Origin of the sequence: Weizmannia sp. WK01, from assembly GCF_025905465.1 — a bacterium.
GTDB lineage: Bacteria > Bacillota > Bacilli > Bacillales > Bacillaceae_C > Weizmannia > Weizmannia faecalis.
On sequence record NZ_CP109616.1, the window covers coordinates 2,514,836 to 2,531,612 of the forward strand.

Here is a 16,777-nt window from a genome sequence, read left to right on the forward strand (position 1 = left end):
GCCCAAGGGTTCCGGATATTCAGCAGCAGCCGGATTTTCTCCATCTTTGCTCGCACCCGCCGGCAAGTAAGGACGTCGTTACGAAGCGCTTATTTTAAACCAGGAAAAGGATGATCGCAAAATAAACGACCATTGCTGCCAGGCCGAGTGGGAATGCAAAGCGCGCATATTCCATGCTTGAGATTTTTAATTTTCCCGCGGCAATGATATTCGGAATATTCCCCGGCACGAGCATTCCGCCGCTAATCAGCAGGCCCATCAAAATATCTTGAATCGCCTTATCACCCATCGCCGGGCTGATTTCGGCCGCGGCAAGGGTGGCGTTATCCAAAACAGCAGAAACCATATTGATCCAATACAGGACAAGCGGGCTGAGATCCAGCAAATAGGCTTCAATAAACGGTTCAAATCCTGCCCCGAGCAAAGTGAGCGCCATGACAAACAAGTAAATCTTGGAACTTCGGATGACAATTTCCTTGTATGATTCTGAAGCCGATTCAGTTTTTAGCCCTTCATCTTCCTTCGCGACTATGCCCGGTTCTTTTCCTGCCGCGGTTTCCATGGCGCTTGCATACTGCCCCGGTTTGACGATCAAAGCAGCCAGTACGCCGAAAAGAATGACAGCTGGAATCACTGAAGTACCGGTAAGTCTCAGCAAGTAAAAAAAGTCCGCATCCAGTTTGCTCACGACAATGGTGGAAAGCGGCTCCCCGATCGGCGTGAGCACAGCCCCAAGGCCAATGGCGAAACAGGCGAGAACAACCAAACGAACTTCCGTCTTTCGGTCAAGCCGCAAAAAACGAATGACCGCGACAAGAACGATGGCGGCAACAATGGCGGTGATGACGCTCGACAGCAAACCGAGTATGATGACAAAGAGCGCAATAAACAAACGAAACGGCATCGCATGGCTGATCCGACTGATTCCTTTTTCGATCGGTTTCTCAAACCAGCGGAACAAAAGCCCCATCGCAAGCACAGCAATCGTAATGTTGAGCGGGTGCAGTAGCGCTTCCTGCACAAGATGCCAGGAAAATGACCGGCTGACAATACAAGCTGCCACGCCCATTACAAACAAAAAAGCTTCCAGATTCCTTTCCACTATTTTTGTAAACGGCAGGCACAGGACCAATAACAAAATAACCGACAATCCCATTACCATCAAACCACTCCCTTTCTTTTCTCTGGAAAGCAAAAAAGCCTGCCACCGCGGGACATACGTATCCCTTGGTGACAGGCTCCTCCTTTAAAAAATGCTCTATTCCATTGTCAAAACCATCTGCGTTTCACAGTAATGCTCTATCTATCATAACATCTACCGCGCATTGGCGCAATGGTGTACATCAACCGGTATGTGTCAAGTTTTTCTCGACAAGGTTTAAATATCGGGTATTCCAAGACACTCTTTTTGTACACTTTCGGCTACCGTGTTTTACTTGCTCGGTGTAATTTTCGGAAAAGATGTAATATTTCCGTATAAAGATGGATAACGGGGATGTTGAGGCGCGCGAAATCCACTCGCTTTCCGCGGGCGGCCGGCGAGCCTCCTCGCTTGTACCTCGCTGCGGGGTCTCTCCTGGCTCGCTTTTCCCGCAGGAGTCTCGTAAATTTCGCGCGCCTCAACGATCAGTCCCCACTGAGCCAGGCTTAAAACGAAAGCTCTAATATTTTGCTTAAATGTCCCATTGCCGATGAACTGCTTGAATGCAGGGCAACTGATCCGTGCTTTACGCCCACTGACGGGCGTACAGGCTGCTTGAGTAGTTGAGACATCCTGATGGATTGTTTCAAGTTCCGTTGCTTTCTCTCGCTTCTTGAACGGTGTTTCAGATAGGCTTCTCTCAATGTCCCATTGAGTATGCCTTGTTTGATTTTCACCATGGCTTCTGCGCCAAGTTCACTCCAATGCATGCCCCTTTTTTTCATCCTGAAGGAGATATGCCTTTGATTCGATTCCATCGCTCCTAGGCCTCTCGCACCTTCCGGCACGTTTTTCACCCTGTCCCTCCAGTCAAAAATGCGGTCCCAGTTTTTCAAGATATACGAACGGAATTCCTTGATTTTCTTGAGAGCCTTTTTATCCGTCAAGGTGCTTTCGTGCGTATCCAAATATAACGTGAATTGGTCCAGGTCATGCGTTCTAATCGCTTTTCTAATTTGCTCCTTGATCTCGCTCTTTCCGCCCCCAAATGTCCTTATGATGGCTTGTGCAACGTGGTAGGTATCCAGCTGGTTGAGCACCGGAAATTCCGACTGTGAGAAAGCTGTTTGAAACCGTTCAGCTGTGTATCCCGCACCTCCATCACTGTTTGTAATGACATGCGTTTTTTCGAGGGAGTAGGTGTTGGCAGCTGTGGCTTGGACTTCATCCCAAAATGTCTGGATGGCTTCCGTTGTCATGATGACTGTGGGCTGACGCAGGGAGACCCTTTTACCATTGGTTTCCCATCCCTCATAGAGAATGGCGTGGTGGACTTCCATACTCTGTTTCTTTTTTAGTCCCCGAACGAATACACCATCTGCTTCAGAAAACAGGTAGTCTACCTTCTTCCCCTCAGGCAGGGAAACAGCTATTTCTAGCTCTTCTACAAGTGCCTTATCGGCTTCCGCCTGAGTTTTCCCTACGTATTTTACCATGTTCCCTACAGTTGTGTGACTAAGACTCACTGCTGTCCACTCTTTTAAAATATCAGCTACTTCCCGATAGGTGTTCTCACTTGCCAACTCTGCCACCTTTAATTCCACTAACGGGCTATATCTCTGGTGGGGTACCAGCCCCAAGCATTCATCCAAGGGATAATGTGAGTTCCCTCTCTTATCACGCATTAATGAACGTTTAAAAGTCACACTTCCAAATAGAAACTGAACGCTTCTGTTATCACTACGGCAGTACTCCCAGCCTTCCTCCAACTTCTTTTGTTTAATTGTTTTATCTAACTCTTCAAATATTTCCCCAACCCATTGTGTAAAAGCCTTCTGCATCAGAAGTTTAAGCTGTTCTTCAAATTCGATAAGACTCTTTGTATCCTTTAATAATCCAGCAATTATTGATATAATATCCATGGGAAGACCTCTCTCTCTAGATGTTCATCTTGAAGTGTACAATTAGATGATAGAGCGTCTTCCCATTTTTTTCCACTCATCTGCCCCGTCGAGTAAAATTTTACACATACCATCAACCGAGGGCTTTACCGTACCCTTGACATACCAACCCCGGAGAAGGAAAAATAAAGCAAAATGAATCACTCCAAAAAATGTGTACTGTCCACTAGCTGCCCCCAATGAGCATCCTCACGCTCTGACATGTCAGTATCCATATTTGACCTATGTGGTGAAATCAGGCGATACGCTTAGTGGCATTGCAGGTATCCGTTTCACAACTCCAGTCTTGGAACAATATTGCTGACCCAAATAAAATCTACGCTGGGCAAGTACTTGAGGTTTAATACTATACAAGTGTGTTAATATGTTGGAAGAGGAGACATCAAAATGAAAAAAGTTGGTTTACTCGTATTGGTTGTTGTTCTGATTGCGATTGGTGGTTTCTTTATATATCATCACAATCAAAACCAAAACGCATCAAGTGATCAAAGTCATTCTGAAACAAACTCCTCTCCGCAGCATAAGGACAAAGCACAAAAAAAGGACACAAGTAAGAATGAAGCAACCAGTTCAACTTCCGGTTCAAAGAATGAAGCAGACAGTTCAGGCTCAACAACGGAAAATGATCAGAAAAGTTCTAAGGGACAATCAGGAGAAAGCAGATCATCAGCATCAACCCAGTCTGACGGTTCAAAATCAGACCAATCAACATCAACCCAGTCTGATGATTCAAAGTCAGATCAACCAGCATCAGGAAATTCATCGACATCAGGAAATACAACATCGAATAATGAAGGAACATCAAATAAAAACACAAGCTCCAGTTCCAGTCCGTATAAGATTAATCAGGTTGTAACTCGGCCGAAAGGTGCCTGGGTAGATACTTTTGAAAAAGACCTATATAAGAATTATCATCTTACACCTGACCACTACAAGTATATTGGTAACGGCTACTGGGAGGTCTGGGTGTAAGAACGTGATACTGGTAAATACCCTGATGTAACGGTCAATCAAAAGACCGGTGATTTTCACGGGTAATGATTCCATAATGGATCATTACAACACAAGGTTCCCATTAGATGCCCCCACTTTTGAAGTGGGGGTTTTATGTTGAAGAACTTCCTACACGTTTTTGCAACCATTTTAATTCATCCGACCCAGGAAGATTTCCGTTTTTCTTCGGTAATCACTTTTTAAATACTCTAGCATGCGGAATTTCACTTTTCATGACTCTGGATTGTTCAAGCAGCTCTTCCCCACTCAATCCTTTCGCAATTAAATCCTGCAAAATATCCTCCAAAAAAATCCACCACTTCATTTCGGGCTGAACGGATGACAATTTCTTTTACGTTGTATTCGACAAAAGTTTCATCATAAAAATTTAAAATATTCTAAAAATATTTGGGAATGTTGATTTGACGCTGTTTCGATATTTTTATGCGCCGTTTGAGTTTCCAATTTAACGCACTCATGTTTTTTTCTCCCCATCTCTAATCATTACCATAAGTTATGCCCCCCTTGTGATAAAAAAAACTTTTTCTTTAAAACTTTATTTTCTTTTTCCTTTATTATAAATTTTTTCTCTCCGTGAGCAATCCTTAGCCTTCGATTTTACACCATCCCATCATTTGCAAAAATTTGATCATCTTTTGCCTTTTAACGGATTGATTTTATGAATGATTCATTCCCCAATCATTAGGGTTTGCGGAACGAATTCGATTTGTGAGCAAGCTTTGCCACAATATATTTGCGAAAATCCGTGCTGTTGTTGAGCAGCTTTCGAGCGCAAGGTTTTTCCTGCAATTTTTAAAAAACCCTTGAGTTAAAGTTCGGCCAGAGCTGTCAGAGCCCTTGCTTTGCTTATTCAGCAAGCCCTGTTTATGGCACGATCTTTTTTTCCTGTGCAAGTCCATGACGTTTCAATACTTTATTCACAATAACTCAAGTTTCGGAGTAAAAAAAGTGACATAATCCCTTATAAAATCAAGCCTGAAACTGATTTTTTTATTAAAAAGTGTAAAAAAGACACCCATTTCTTGGTAAAATTAAGGTAACCAAACCACCAAAATATCTAAAACTAGGTAAAGAATTTCAATGTCAGAGCTATGACTCAATGTTTGCTCATACGACCATTGTATTTCTAAGGTATTTGATGCTATCCTTACGCGCTAGAGAGGAAGAGGATCCTCGAACACTCGGACAATTATTTTACATGTATTGTGAAGAAATAGATGATATCCAATTTGCTGAAGCACTTTTGACAATTATAGAAGCTTTAGGTCAAACATTGGCAGAAAGCTTTCTGCTTACAGATGAAAAAATTCAGGACTTTTTGGATTGCTTTATCAACAAATTGCCGAGCTTTTTACAAAAGCCACTACTAAAATCGGAAGCAGCATGATAATAAAAGCATGGCGATTCCTTTTGTATCAAGGGATTATGCTCATTATTCAAGTCCGAAACTTGAGATATGAAAAACTGCCGAGGCCTGCTATGATTGCTTACCTGTATGGAGGACTTGCTGAAGGAATCCAATTCTGAGTTTGTACACAATTTGTCAGCAAGGATTTGTCTCAAAAAATATAGAAGGATCCATCTTTGAAAAGGCGATTTTTTCTTCTCAAGTGCAAGCTTTTCCCTGGATTTTTTATAAAATCCTTGCATCTAATTTTTTGCCGAACCTGTTAGCATCCTTGCCAAATCCAGTAATTTTGCTTATTCAGCAAGCCCTATGTATCCCCCCAGCAAAGAGGCCATGGTTAAAACAGACATCGTGAATGAGACTACTTTTTAAAGCGCCCTTAAACATGCCTGATTTCGTTATCAGCAAATTTCAAATCGTCTTTGAAAACAAACTGATCTGATATATTATAGCATATGGCGTACGGATTTGATGTCTCCATTCAAAAAAATGAAACAAAAAACCGTTATTTTGATCGAGCAAAATAACGGTTTTTATTTTCTATATGTCATGATACCGGCTGCCATTTGCGCAAGAACAGGGTATTGCCCACAACTGACACAGAACTGAAGGCCATGGCTGCTCCGGCCAGAATCGGATTTAACAACCCGAATGCTGCAACCGGGATCAGAACCACATTGTAAGCAAAAGCCCAGAACAGGTTCTGGCGGATTTTCCGCATCGTTGCTTTCGACAAGCGGATTGTGTTGACAATCCCCATCAAGTCGCCGCGCATTAATGTAATATCAGCGGCCTCCATCGCAACATCTGTCCCGGTTCCAATCGCAATCCCGACATCGGCTGCAGCAAGAGCCGGGGCATCATTGATCCCGTCGCCGACCATTGCGGTGATGTTGCCGGCACGCTTTAATTTTTCAATCTCTTTGGATTTATCTTCCGGCAACACTTCCGCAAGCACACGATCCACGCCAACTTGCCGGGCAATCGCTTCGGCAGTGCGGCGGTTATCGCCTGTCATCATGACCGTTTCAATGCCCATTTCTTTCAACATGCGGATCGCTTTTGCCGATGTTTCTTTTACCGTGTCTGCAACAGCAATCAGTCCGGAAAGCGCGCCATCCATTGCAACCAGCATGGCCGTTTTGCCGTCTTCCTCAAGCTTTTCCATTTGGCTGATCACATCGTCAATCCGGATATGCGCATCCTCCATCATTTTTTTATTCCCGATCAAAACTTCTCTTTCCTCTATTTTAACCCGGATACCACGGCCCGGGACTGCTTCGAATTCCATAACATTTGGCAGTTGCAGGCCCTTTTCAGCCGCTTTTTTTACAATGGCTGCACCAAGCGGGTGTTCCGATCCTTTTTCGGCTGCGGCGGAAATGGCAAGCAAATCATCCTCTGAAAAACCGCCGTATGGAATGAGATCTGTTACTTCCGGCTCTCCTTTTGTAATCGTACCGGTTTTATCGAGTACAACAGTCGTAATGCGATGGGCGCTTTGCAAATGCTCCGCGCTTTTGATCAGCACGCCGTTTTCAGCACCGAGGCCGGTTCCCACCATGACTGCTGTCGGGGTAGCAAGCCCGAGGGCGCAAGGGCAGGCGATGACGAGCACAGCAACCATGCTGACCATCGCAGGGGTGAATCCGGCCGCAAAATACGTCACCGCAAATGTCACCAATGCAATCAATATGACGATCGGTACGAAAATACCCGAAATCTGGTCAGCCAGATGCTGGATCGGCGCTTTCGACCCTTGCGCCTCTTCCACGAGTTTAATGATCTGGCTGAGTGCCGTATCTTTCCCGACTTTCGTAGCTTTAAAACGGAACGAACCGGTTTTATTCAATGTCGCACCGATGACGGCATCGCCCGCTTTTTTTGAAACAGGCATGCTTTCGCCGGTCAGCATGGACTCATCGACAGAAGAAGCCCCTTCTGTGATGACGCCGTCAACCGGAATTTTTTCCCCGGCGCGGACAAAAAGTATATCGCCGGAGACGACTTCTTCAACCGGCACTTCAATTTCTTTTCCGCCCCGGTTGACGCGGGCCGTTTTTGCCTGCAGGCCGATCAGTTTTTTCATCGCTTCTGATGTTTGGCCTTTTGCCCTCGTTTCCATCAGTTTGCCAAGAACGATCAGCGTCATCACAATGGCGGATGCCTCAAAGTAAAGCATGCGCTCGGAACCGAGGATGGTGAGAACAAGGCTGTATAAATAGGCCGTGGATGTCCCAAGCACAACCAAAACGGCCATATTGGCACTCCCGCCCCGGATTGCATGGTAAGCATCTCGGTAGTAATGGCCGCCGACAAAGATTTGCACGATTGTAGCAAGCAAAAGCTGCAGCCACGGGTTCATATGGAATGAAAAACTGCCGCCGTAATGCATAGCGATATCCGAAATCATTTGCAACAGGAAAAAGACTGAGATGACAGCACCAACTGCAAATTTTATTTTTTGCTTTTTGTATGCTTTCTCACGCATCTTCTTTTCATAGTCCGGATCGAGTTCGCCTTTTACTTTTGCGTCATAGCCGGCCTTTTTTACAGCGGCAATCATTTGTTCAGCGCTTGCCTGCCCCGGCAGGTATGTAACACTTGCCGTTTCCGTTGCCAGGTTGACGGCGGCACTCACAACACCGGGGGTTTTTTTCAGCGCCCGCTCCACGCGGTTGGCGCATGCCGCACATGTCATGCCTATAATATTGAGCTGCGCTTTTTCTTCTAATACGCCATAACCCGTTTTCTCCACTTTTTCGATCAAATTTTCGACGGTCGCCTGTTTCGTATCGTATTGAATGGCAGCTTTTTCTGTTGCCAGGTTCACACTTACTTTTTTGACGCCTTCCACTTTCGATAAATTCTTTTCAATCCGGTTGGCGCAAGCTGCACACGTCATGCCGGTAATGCCAAGCGTGACGCTGGCGTCCTTTTTTTCCTGTAGTGATGCGGCCATATCCATTCCTCCTGACGCCTTTTATACCCTCTATAGGTATATTTTTTTGAAAAAAGAGAGCGTGCCCGAAAGCACAGCCCGTTTTGTCCGGATTTACGCTACTTCATAGCCTTGGTCTTCAATGGCTTCTTTTACCTTATCAAGCGTAACTTTATTCGGATCGAATTCAACATCCACTTTTCCTTCTGCCAAATGAACGTCTACATTTTTCACGCCTGACAATTCGCCGACGCTTCCTTTAACCGCTTTTACACAATGTTCGCACGACATGCCTTGTACATTTAAGGTTACTTTTTCCATGATCCATTCGCTCCTTTATTTTCGCATTGTTTTTTGTATGGTTACTAAAAATTCATCCAGCACATCAAGGTCCCCTTCTTGAATCCGTTCCAAGACACAATTTTTCAAGTGGCCCTCGAGCAAGATCTTCGACACGCCGTTTAAGGCAGATTGGATGGCAGCGATTTGGGTAATGACATCATCGCAATAGGTATCTTTTTCGATAAGGCCCTTTACCCCTCTTACCTGCCCTTCAATACGGTTCAACCTGCTGACCAGGTTCCTTTTCACTTTTTCCGAATGGTGGCTTTTACGTTCACTGTGGGCGGGGCAAACGGAAGCTTCATTCCGGGCATCCATCATGATATCCAATTCCTCCATATCCTGGCCTCCTCGTATATGTAAAATATACCTCTCCCCGGTATACTATGTCAATAGAGATGCTCCTATTTCTGAAGCGTACGTCAAATGGCCCGGAAATGTTGATCACCTTTTCAAATAAGCGATCTTGTTTTAAATTGGAACTTGCTGAATAAGCCAAATTCCTAAATTTGGCAAGGATGCTGACAGCTTTGGCATCAATTTAATGCAAGTTTTTTAAAAATGCAGGGAAAAGCTTGCACTCGAAACGTGCCCTAGTGAAGGAAGACCTTCTTTTTAACGTAGACGCACCCTATGTTAAGAAAGAGCCTCGTTTTTCCGTACTTCCTTAACGTAGACGTACCCTATGTGAAGGAAGGTCTTCGTTTTTGCGTGCTTCCTTAACGTAGACGGGCTCTACATGAAGAAAGACCGTCAATTTTCCGTGCTTTCTTAACGTAGAGCCCCTCTAAGGAATCGCGACTGATCCCAAAATGTCTTTTTGAAGCCGTCAAAAGGACAAAACACGCGGCATTCGATCCCGAAATGTCTTTTTGAACCTGCCAAAAAGACAAAACACGTTGCATCCGAACCCAAAATGTCTTTTTGAACCTGCCAAAAGGACAAAACAAGCCGCACCTAGGCTCGAAATGTCCTTTTGAACCTGCCAAAAAGACAAAACACGTTGCATCCGAGCTCGAAATGTCTTTTTGAACATGCCGTGACCACTGAAAAAAGCCATTTTTTTATGTAAAATTTGCTGTGTAGTGTAAGAAATTTTCTGTAAATGGTACTCTTTACCATAGAAATTAGTAAAAATGACAAATGTTTGGCTATAATTCGCCTTTTTAGAGGATAGTATGGCGGCTATCCTCTTTAAATTTACTGCCAAGGCTGTTAGCTTGGCTTGTAAGCCCATGCTTTTTAGACCGTACCATTTGGCACGATCTAACCCGTGGAAATTCTTCATTTCGCCATTTTTCCCTTCTTGGCATGCTCTTTTTTTATACTTCTCTTTAAATCCCTCCGATTTCTGTTGTTGACTATACTCATAAAATTCTGGGGTGTTGATTCCGATCCCTAATACTTTTCCGACTGTTTTTCCGGTTATGCAAACTTCTCGCATTGGGCAATTTCTACATTGTTCTCTGTCAAAATAGTAATTATACGTTTCTTTTCCACATTTTCTTATATAGTGTTTCTTTTTGATTGTTTTGTTTCCTTGACTACAGAACCACTCGTCAGAATCTTTGTTATAACTGAATCTTTCTTCGTCTATGCGATATGCAGCTTCACTTACAGGGATGTATGCCTTTGCTTTAAGTTCAGAGATTTTGTCTAAGATTGGCTTTTTAAAATAGGCTTTATCACCATATACTTCTGGCATTTTTATTCTCGTTTTCTTGGTTAACTCTAATAATTCATCAAACTTCGTTCCATCCACATAAGCTCCATTACCAGTATGAACAGCTGTAATCATTCGATCTTCTGTTGTCATCATAAATTCCGTTTTATAACCAAAGAAAGGATCATTTTTGCTTTTATACCCTATTCTCGCTTCTTGGTCGACAATCGATCGTACCCCTTTTTGCTCCATAAACTTCGGGTCTGCTAAAATTTCTTTCGCATTATTAACGAGTGCTTTTGTTTCAGGTGCTTTCTCCAGTTCAACTAGTTCTTCTACCTTTGATACCGTTTCTTCAAGATAGGACTTCATTGTTTTTCTAGCTTCATCATGGTTTTCTATTTCTTTATAATCAGGGATTTCTTGGTTGATTTCACTTGGTATTTCTCCGTTTTCTTCTTTAACGGTTTTAAAGATTTTTTTCGCTAATTGTTTCATGACTCGTTCCGGTCTATATTTTTTGGTGTTGGCTTCTGTATGAGTGGAATCAATCGTTATACCAGAAACCTTTTGTAAAATTCCTTTTTCAATGCATTGGTTTATGATTTCAATAATAATTTCATCTATAGTGAGATTGCCTTCTAATCTACTTTTACGAAATTTTGCCAAAAGACTTGGGTGAGGGAGGTCGTCTTCCGGATTGATTCCTAAAAAATACATATATGCAAGGTTTAATGAGCAATTTTCTATAACTTTCTCATCAGATAAGTCATAGAGTTTTTGTAACACCAAGATTTTAACCATAAGTTCGGGCTCTTTTGCTGGCCTTCCATATTCTTTACAGTAAGTTTTTTCAAGCATTTTATTGATAAAACTAAAATCCACTTCATCTCTTAATAATTTAAGTGTATGATTTTCAGGAATTTTATCGTATAATATGGAATAGATGCTTAATTGATTATCTTTTTCTTTAAGCATGATAGATACCCCCAGTTTGGTTTTGGTTTGTAGTATAACTTTATTATACCAAATACTGGGGGCATTTTTTTTCAATTTATTGTACATATAATTATTTTGAATTTTCAGATTGACTTTTTCAGTGGTCCCGAACATGCCAAAAGGACAAAACACGCGGCATCCGAACCCGAAATGTCCTTTTAAGACAAAACACTGCAAGGATGCTGACAGCCTTGGCAAAAATTTAAATGCAAGGGTGTTATAAAATTTGCACTTGAAGCTGATTCAATTATAGAGAAAACAAAATCGCATTTTTAAAGATGGATTCTTCTAGAGCTTACTCAGAATCGGATTCGTTCAGCAAATCCTAAATTACTTTTGAAAAAATAAAGTTCGTTTTAGAATGTGCAAATAACTGCAGTTCATCAATAAATTGTTCCGCGTCTTCAAATGAGTGGAAGCGGGCTTTTAACATAAAGCATGCTTCACCAGCAATACGATAACAAAAATCAACATTCGAATACTGGCATATTTGCTTTTTAAAATCGTCATAACGATTATTTTTAATTGTCGCTTCAATGATGGCTTCTATCGGATATCCCAATTTTTTTTGGTTCAGTTCAATGGTATAGCGTTTAATGATATCCTGTTCTTCTAATTGTCGTACCCGCTCTCTCACAGCCGGGGCAGATAGATGAATACGCCTGCTTAGCTCGCTCATTGATAACCGGCTATCTTCTTTCAATTCATGTATAATTTGTTCATCAATGAAATCCATTTCTTCAAATTCCTTTCCAATTTGAAATTCAAATCAATCAAATGCCTTTTAACCGGTATGTAAAAGCCGCACACTTTATTTTACACTATTTTTGGGAGGGATGAGCATGACACTGATACCATTACATGAAAGAGGAAATACGCCATTTCAACAATTGCTGGGATATAACGCGTCCATTCTGAAATACTGGAACAAACTCAGTGATGAATTTGAAAAGGATGGCCGGTTATCAGCGAAGTTAAAAGAAGAAGTCCGGCGTACACTTGCACAAAAAAATGGCTGCCTGTATTGTAAGGCAAAAGGCAAACCAAACCCCGTTGATTACGATGAAAAAACAGCGGTATGTACCGGATTTGCTGAAGCTTTTCTTGCGGGCAAAGGGCAAACATCTCCAAATGTAACAGCGGTTTTAAAAGAGTATTTAACAGATGCGGAGATCAGTGAGCTGATTGCTTTCATTTGCTTCACAACAGCATCACAATATTTTGGCGCCCTCATGCAACTGGGGGAGCAACAAAGATAAGTGAAACTTCCATCAGTGGTGTTTATCCACTGATGGAAACCAATGGAGATGGTTTGATGCCTATTTCTCTCCTCTGCAGAAAGTCCCCCTTTTTTTCAAGAAAGCTAAACGTAAAACCAAATTGTTATTGCAATATAAAAGTATTTGATGTTATAATACTCTAAATTCTTTAAATCAATAAAGAAAATAGAAATATAGAATAAGAAAGGGATTTTGATATGGCATTATCTTTGGAAGCCGAAAAAATCGATGCATTGGTCGAACAAGTCAAGGAAGATGTAATCCATTGGCGGAGGCATTTGCACCAAAACCCGGAGCTTTCCTTCAAGGAAGTCGAAACATCACAATTTATATACGATACGCTTGCATCTTTCGGGGGTTTGGTGTTGTCCCGCCCGACAAAAACGAGTGTGGTAGCCCGGCTGAAAGGAGCAAAGCCCGGCCGAGTTTTAGCGATTCGCGCCGATATGGACGCGCTCCCCATTCAAGAAGAAAATGCATTTGATTTTGTCTCAAAGCATGACGGTGTGATGCATGCTTGCGGCCATGACGGGCATACCGCGATGCTGCTTGGAGCCGCGAAAATTCTGGCCGGCTTAAAAGACCAAATCGCCGGTGAAATCCGTTTTCTGTTCCAACATGCCGAAGAACAATTGCCGGGCGGGGCTGAAGAAATGGTCCAAGCCGGTGTCATGGACGGTGTGGACCAGGTGATTGGCGCTCATTTATGGTCACCGCTTGAAGCTGGAAAAATCGAGTTGGTGTCAGGACCGATGATGGCGGCACCGGATGCTTTCTACATCACGATTAACGGAAAAGGCGGACACGGGGCACAGCCGCATTTGGCAATCGACAGCATTGCAATTGGCGCACAAGTTGTAACAAACCTTCAACATATTGTTTCAAGAAATATTGATCCCTTAGATCCCGTTGTTCTTTCCGTGACCCAGTTTATAGCCGGTACTGCGCATAACGTCATTCCCGGTTCGGTTTTCATCAGCGGCACCGTCCGGACGTTTAAGCCGGCGTTGCAGGAAGAAGTGATCCGGCTGATGGAACGCGTCGTGAAAGGCGTAACAGAAGCGCACGGAGCGGCTTATGATTTTCAATACGTGAAAGGTTATCGTCCCGTTATCAACGATCCGGAAGTCACGGCAAAGCTGCGTGAAGTACTGGTTGAGGCGTTTGGCGAAGATGCCATTCAAGACGGCGTTCCAACAATGGGTGGGGAAGATTTTTCCGGATTCCAGCAAAAGGCGCCTGGCACATTCTTTTTTATCGGGGCCGGAAATGCGGACAAAGGCATCGTTTATCCCCACCATCACGCTCGCTTTACTGTGGATGAGGATGTATTGCCTTACGGGGTGAAAGCGTTCGTCGCCGCCAGCCTGACGTTAACTGCCTGAAAAGGATCAGCCGCTTCCTTCAGGTTGGCCTTTTACACTAAAAAAAGTGAGGTTTTCAAATGAAATTTGTCCTTGCATCACTCCCATTTCTTGCTTTAATCATTGGCATGTTTTTTGCCAACCGTACCGATCCGATGATTCTCGGAATGCCTTTTATCATGTTCTGGACCGTGTTGTGGGTTGTTTTATCGACGGTTGTGATGTTCATTATCTATAAAACCGATCCGAAAAACCAAAGGGGGGATGCCGAATGAACAGCGCACTCCTTGTTATCCTCGTATTTTTGCTAGTGTCACTCTATCTTGGCATCCGGGCCCGTCGGGGCAAGCAAATGAACCTTGAACAGTGGGCAACCGGCGGCAGAAGTTTTGGAACACTGTTTGTATTCTTGCTAAGTGCCGGTGAAATTTACACGACTTTCACTTTTCTCGGCGGCAGCGGATGGGCTTACGGCAAAGGAGGGCCAACGCTTTATATACTCTGGTACGGCTCATTGGCCTATGTTCTTTCCTATTGGCTGCTTCCGGCCATTTGGCGTTATGCAAAAGAACATAAGCTGTTGTCCCAATCCGATTTTTTCGCGAAAAAATACAATAGCCCCGCACTCGGTGTCCTTGTTTCGATTATCGGCATCGTTGCCATGATCCCGTACCTTGTTTTGCAGTTAAAAGGGCTCGGCAGTATCGTCAGCATTGCTTCTTACGGCTCAATTTCTTCCGGCGTTGCCATTTGGATCGGCGTGATTGCGGTAACCATTTATACGACGATTTCAGGCGTACACGGAACAGCCTGGACATCCGTCATGAAAGATGCATTGGTTTTGGCCGTCGTCGTTTTTCTCGGCATTTATCTCCCCGTTCATTATTTTGGCGGCTTTTCAGATATGTTTCATGCCATTGACCAGGCAAAACCCGGCTTTCTTGCGCTCCCGCACCAAGGGATGAGTGTATATTGGTTCATTTCGACCGTTTTGCTGACGGCACTTGGTTTTTACACGTGGCCGCATTCTTTTGCCGCCTCCTTTACAGCGAAAAATGAAAAAACGTTCCGCCGCAATGCGGTGATTTTTCCGCTGTATCAGTTGATCCTGTTGTTCGTATTCTTTGCCGGTTTTGCGGCGATTCTGACTGTGAAGCCGGCACTTGAAGGAGCAGCAACCGATAATGCGCTGCTCGTTCTTTCTATTGAAAGCTTTCCGCACTGGTTTGTCGGCGTCATCGGCGCTGCCGGTCTGTTATGTGCGCTGGTACCGGGGTCGCTGCTGTTGATGAGCGCATCCACGATGATTTCGAAAAACTTGTTTAAAGTATTTAAGCCGGACGCCAATGAAACACAAGTGGCCAATGTTGCCAAATACTTGGTTCCGGTCGTATCTTTAATTGCCCTCTACTTCACATTTAACGGTGGGCAAACCATTGTTGCCCTGCTGTTGATGGGGTACAGCATGGTCACACAATTTTTCCCGGCGATCGTATTTAGCTTTATGAAAAATAACCCGATTTCAAAAGCGGGAGCATTTGCCGGAATTGTTGCGGGCGAACTTGTCGTTTCCTATGTGACGATCACGAATCAGACGGTTGCGACGCTGTTGCCGTTTATGCCGCAAGCAGTCAAAGACTTAAATACCGGGATCATCGCCATGGTTTTGAACCTGATTGTAACCTTTGCCGTGAGTGCTTTTACAAGAGACAGACAAAAAAGCGTTGAAATGGCTGCGTAAACTATTTCCCAAAAAGGAGCCGTGCATGCACGGCTCCTTTTTTAACAAGCTTTCCAGGGATCCAAAAAAATTTAAAAAAAGGTATTGCTTTTTTCAACCGGGCATTATATAATAAATTTGTCGCTGATGAGGCGAACAAAAACAAAACAATGCGGATGTGGCGGAATCGGCAGACGCGCTAGATTCAGGTTCTAGTGGTGGAAACACCGTATGGGTTCAAGTCCCTTCATCCGCATCACAAAAAGCAAGGATTTCAGTTTATGGCTGGGATCCTTGCTTTTTTATTTTGATATTAAATTTCCTGCCGCATGTTCTGGAGACCAAGAAATATAAAACAAATACATCGAATTGTTTTCTGCCGGCCATCCATTTCATGATATGAGAGCGCCATGAGAAAAATTGGTTTTCACCTTGATTTAAACCGGCGATCCAATTTTTATTTTCTTCCGTTTGCTTAAGCTTAAACACATCATTCCCGTTTTATTGATTTTGCTAAAAGCCGGTTTCCTTTTTGATAAGGGAACCGGCTTTGTGTCAGGCCATTTTCCGGCAAGCTTCCGCACAGCGCAAGCATGCTTCGGCGCACTTTTGACAATGGTCATGGCTGTATTTCCTGCATTCCTCCCCACATGCTTCGCAAATTTCCGCACACAAATTGCAAATTTGCTTCACAAACGGGCTGTTGCTTTGCATCGCTTGCAATGCCAAAGCACAAATATTTGCGCATTCTCTGTCCATGCGGATACAGCCAGCCATCATTTTCACATTGTCTTCCTTTAAACAGGCACTGTAGCACTGATTACAGGCTTCCATACACTCCTGGCAGGCTTTGATGCACTCTTCATAGGACGTGTCCATTTGTATCCACCTCCAAATTGTCTTCCCCTATTTTTGCCCGTTCTGTTTAACATCCAAACTGCACC

The 16,777-nt window shown here is 43.5% G+C and carries 13 protein-coding genes, 1 tRNA gene and 2 pseudogenes; 8 read left to right on the forward strand and 8 right to left on the reverse strand.

Annotation, left to right across the window (positions count from 1 at the left end; all coding sequences use genetic code 11):
- Positions 1 to 94: 94 nt before the first annotated feature.
- Positions 95 to 1,162, reverse strand: a complete 1,068-nt coding sequence (locus OF158_RS12105) for a DUF1646 family protein (RefSeq protein WP_035184005.1) — start codon at positions 1,160 to 1,162, stop codon at positions 95 to 97.
- A gap of 485 nt (positions 1,163 to 1,647) precedes the next feature.
- Entirely contained in the window at positions 1,648 to 3,063 is a 1,416-nt protein-coding gene (locus OF158_RS12110) for an ISLre2 family transposase (protein ID WP_048339815.1), read from the reverse strand.
- A 259-nt stretch (positions 3,064 to 3,322) separates the two neighbouring features.
- Here OF158_RS12110 and OF158_RS12115 point away from each other — a divergent pair.
- The 3 genes and pseudogenes from OF158_RS12115 to OF158_RS12125 form a co-directional block, all read left to right on the forward strand.
- A pseudogene (locus OF158_RS12115) lies at positions 3,323 to 3,443 on the forward strand (LysM domain-containing protein); the annotation flags it as partial.
- Between the two features lie 46 nt (positions 3,444 to 3,489).
- The gene (locus OF158_RS12120; RefSeq protein WP_225620903.1) at positions 3,490 to 4,074 is read left to right on the forward strand and encodes a hypothetical protein; all 585 of its coding nucleotides are present in this window, start codon (positions 3,490 to 3,492) and stop codon (positions 4,072 to 4,074) included.
- Between the two features lie 1,141 nt (positions 4,075 to 5,215).
- Positions 5,216 to 5,503, forward strand: coding sequence for a hypothetical protein (locus tag OF158_RS12125; protein WP_052042158.1), 288 nt, complete (start codon positions 5,216 to 5,218; stop codon positions 5,501 to 5,503).
- Between the two features lie 568 nt (positions 5,504 to 6,071).
- On the opposite strand, the gene OF158_RS12130 is transcribed toward OF158_RS12125, so the two are convergent.
- The 5 genes and pseudogenes from OF158_RS12130 to OF158_RS12150 form a co-directional block, all read right to left on the reverse strand.
- Complete coding sequence (locus OF158_RS12130) at positions 6,072 to 8,486, reverse strand: heavy metal translocating P-type ATPase (RefSeq protein WP_035184255.1); 2,415 nt, start codon at positions 8,484 to 8,486, stop codon at positions 6,072 to 6,074.
- Positions 8,487 to 8,579: 93 nt separating this feature from the next.
- Positions 8,580 to 8,786: a copper chaperone CopZ gene (copZ, locus tag OF158_RS12135; RefSeq protein ID WP_014097626.1), complete on the reverse strand. Its 207-nt coding sequence runs from the start codon at positions 8,784 to 8,786 to the stop codon at positions 8,580 to 8,582.
- A gap of 15 nt (positions 8,787 to 8,801) precedes the next feature.
- On the reverse strand, positions 8,802 to 9,146 hold the full coding sequence (locus OF158_RS12140) for a metal-sensitive transcriptional regulator (protein ID WP_035184253.1): 345 nt from the start codon (positions 9,144 to 9,146) through the stop codon (positions 8,802 to 8,804).
- A gap of 826 nt (positions 9,147 to 9,972) precedes the next feature.
- Positions 9,973 to 11,448: pseudogene (locus OF158_RS12145) on the reverse strand (IS1182 family transposase); the annotation flags it as partial.
- A 346-nt stretch (positions 11,449 to 11,794) separates the two neighbouring features.
- A complete protein-coding gene (locus tag OF158_RS12150; protein ID WP_026685168.1) occupies positions 11,795 to 12,205 on the reverse strand; it encodes an Lrp/AsnC family transcriptional regulator in 411 nt (136 codons plus the stop codon).
- Between the two features lie 106 nt (positions 12,206 to 12,311).
- Here OF158_RS12150 and OF158_RS12155 point away from each other — a divergent pair, with 106 nt between their 5' ends.
- From OF158_RS12155 to OF158_RS12175, 5 genes are all read left to right on the forward strand, one after another.
- The gene (locus tag OF158_RS12155; protein ID WP_014097622.1) at positions 12,312 to 12,728 is read left to right on the forward strand and encodes a carboxymuconolactone decarboxylase family protein; all 417 of its coding nucleotides are present in this window, start codon (positions 12,312 to 12,314) and stop codon (positions 12,726 to 12,728) included.
- A gap of 218 nt (positions 12,729 to 12,946) precedes the next feature.
- On the forward strand, positions 12,947 to 14,134 hold the full coding sequence (locus tag OF158_RS12160; protein WP_035184248.1) for a M20 family metallopeptidase: 1,188 nt from the start codon (positions 12,947 to 12,949) through the stop codon (positions 14,132 to 14,134).
- Positions 14,135 to 14,193: 59 nt separating this feature from the next.
- Positions 14,194 to 14,388, forward strand: a complete 195-nt coding sequence (locus OF158_RS12165) for a DUF3311 domain-containing protein (protein ID WP_026685171.1) — start codon at positions 14,194 to 14,196, stop codon at positions 14,386 to 14,388.
- Complete coding sequence (locus tag OF158_RS12170) at positions 14,385 to 15,854, forward strand: sodium:solute symporter family protein (protein WP_026685172.1); 1,470 nt, start codon at positions 14,385 to 14,387, stop codon at positions 15,852 to 15,854. The genes OF158_RS12165 and OF158_RS12170 overlap by 4 nt, the downstream gene beginning before the upstream one ends.
- A 151-nt stretch (positions 15,855 to 16,005) precedes the next feature.
- Positions 16,006 to 16,089, forward strand: a tRNA-Leu gene (locus tag OF158_RS12175).
- Positions 16,090 to 16,388: 299 nt separating this feature from the next.
- Here the strand turns inward: OF158_RS12175 and OF158_RS12180 are convergent.
- The gene (locus OF158_RS12180) at positions 16,389 to 16,712 is read right to left on the reverse strand and encodes a four-helix bundle copper-binding protein (protein WP_071646896.1); all 324 of its coding nucleotides are present in this window, start codon (positions 16,710 to 16,712) and stop codon (positions 16,389 to 16,391) included.
- Positions 16,713 to 16,777 lie beyond the last annotated feature (65 nt).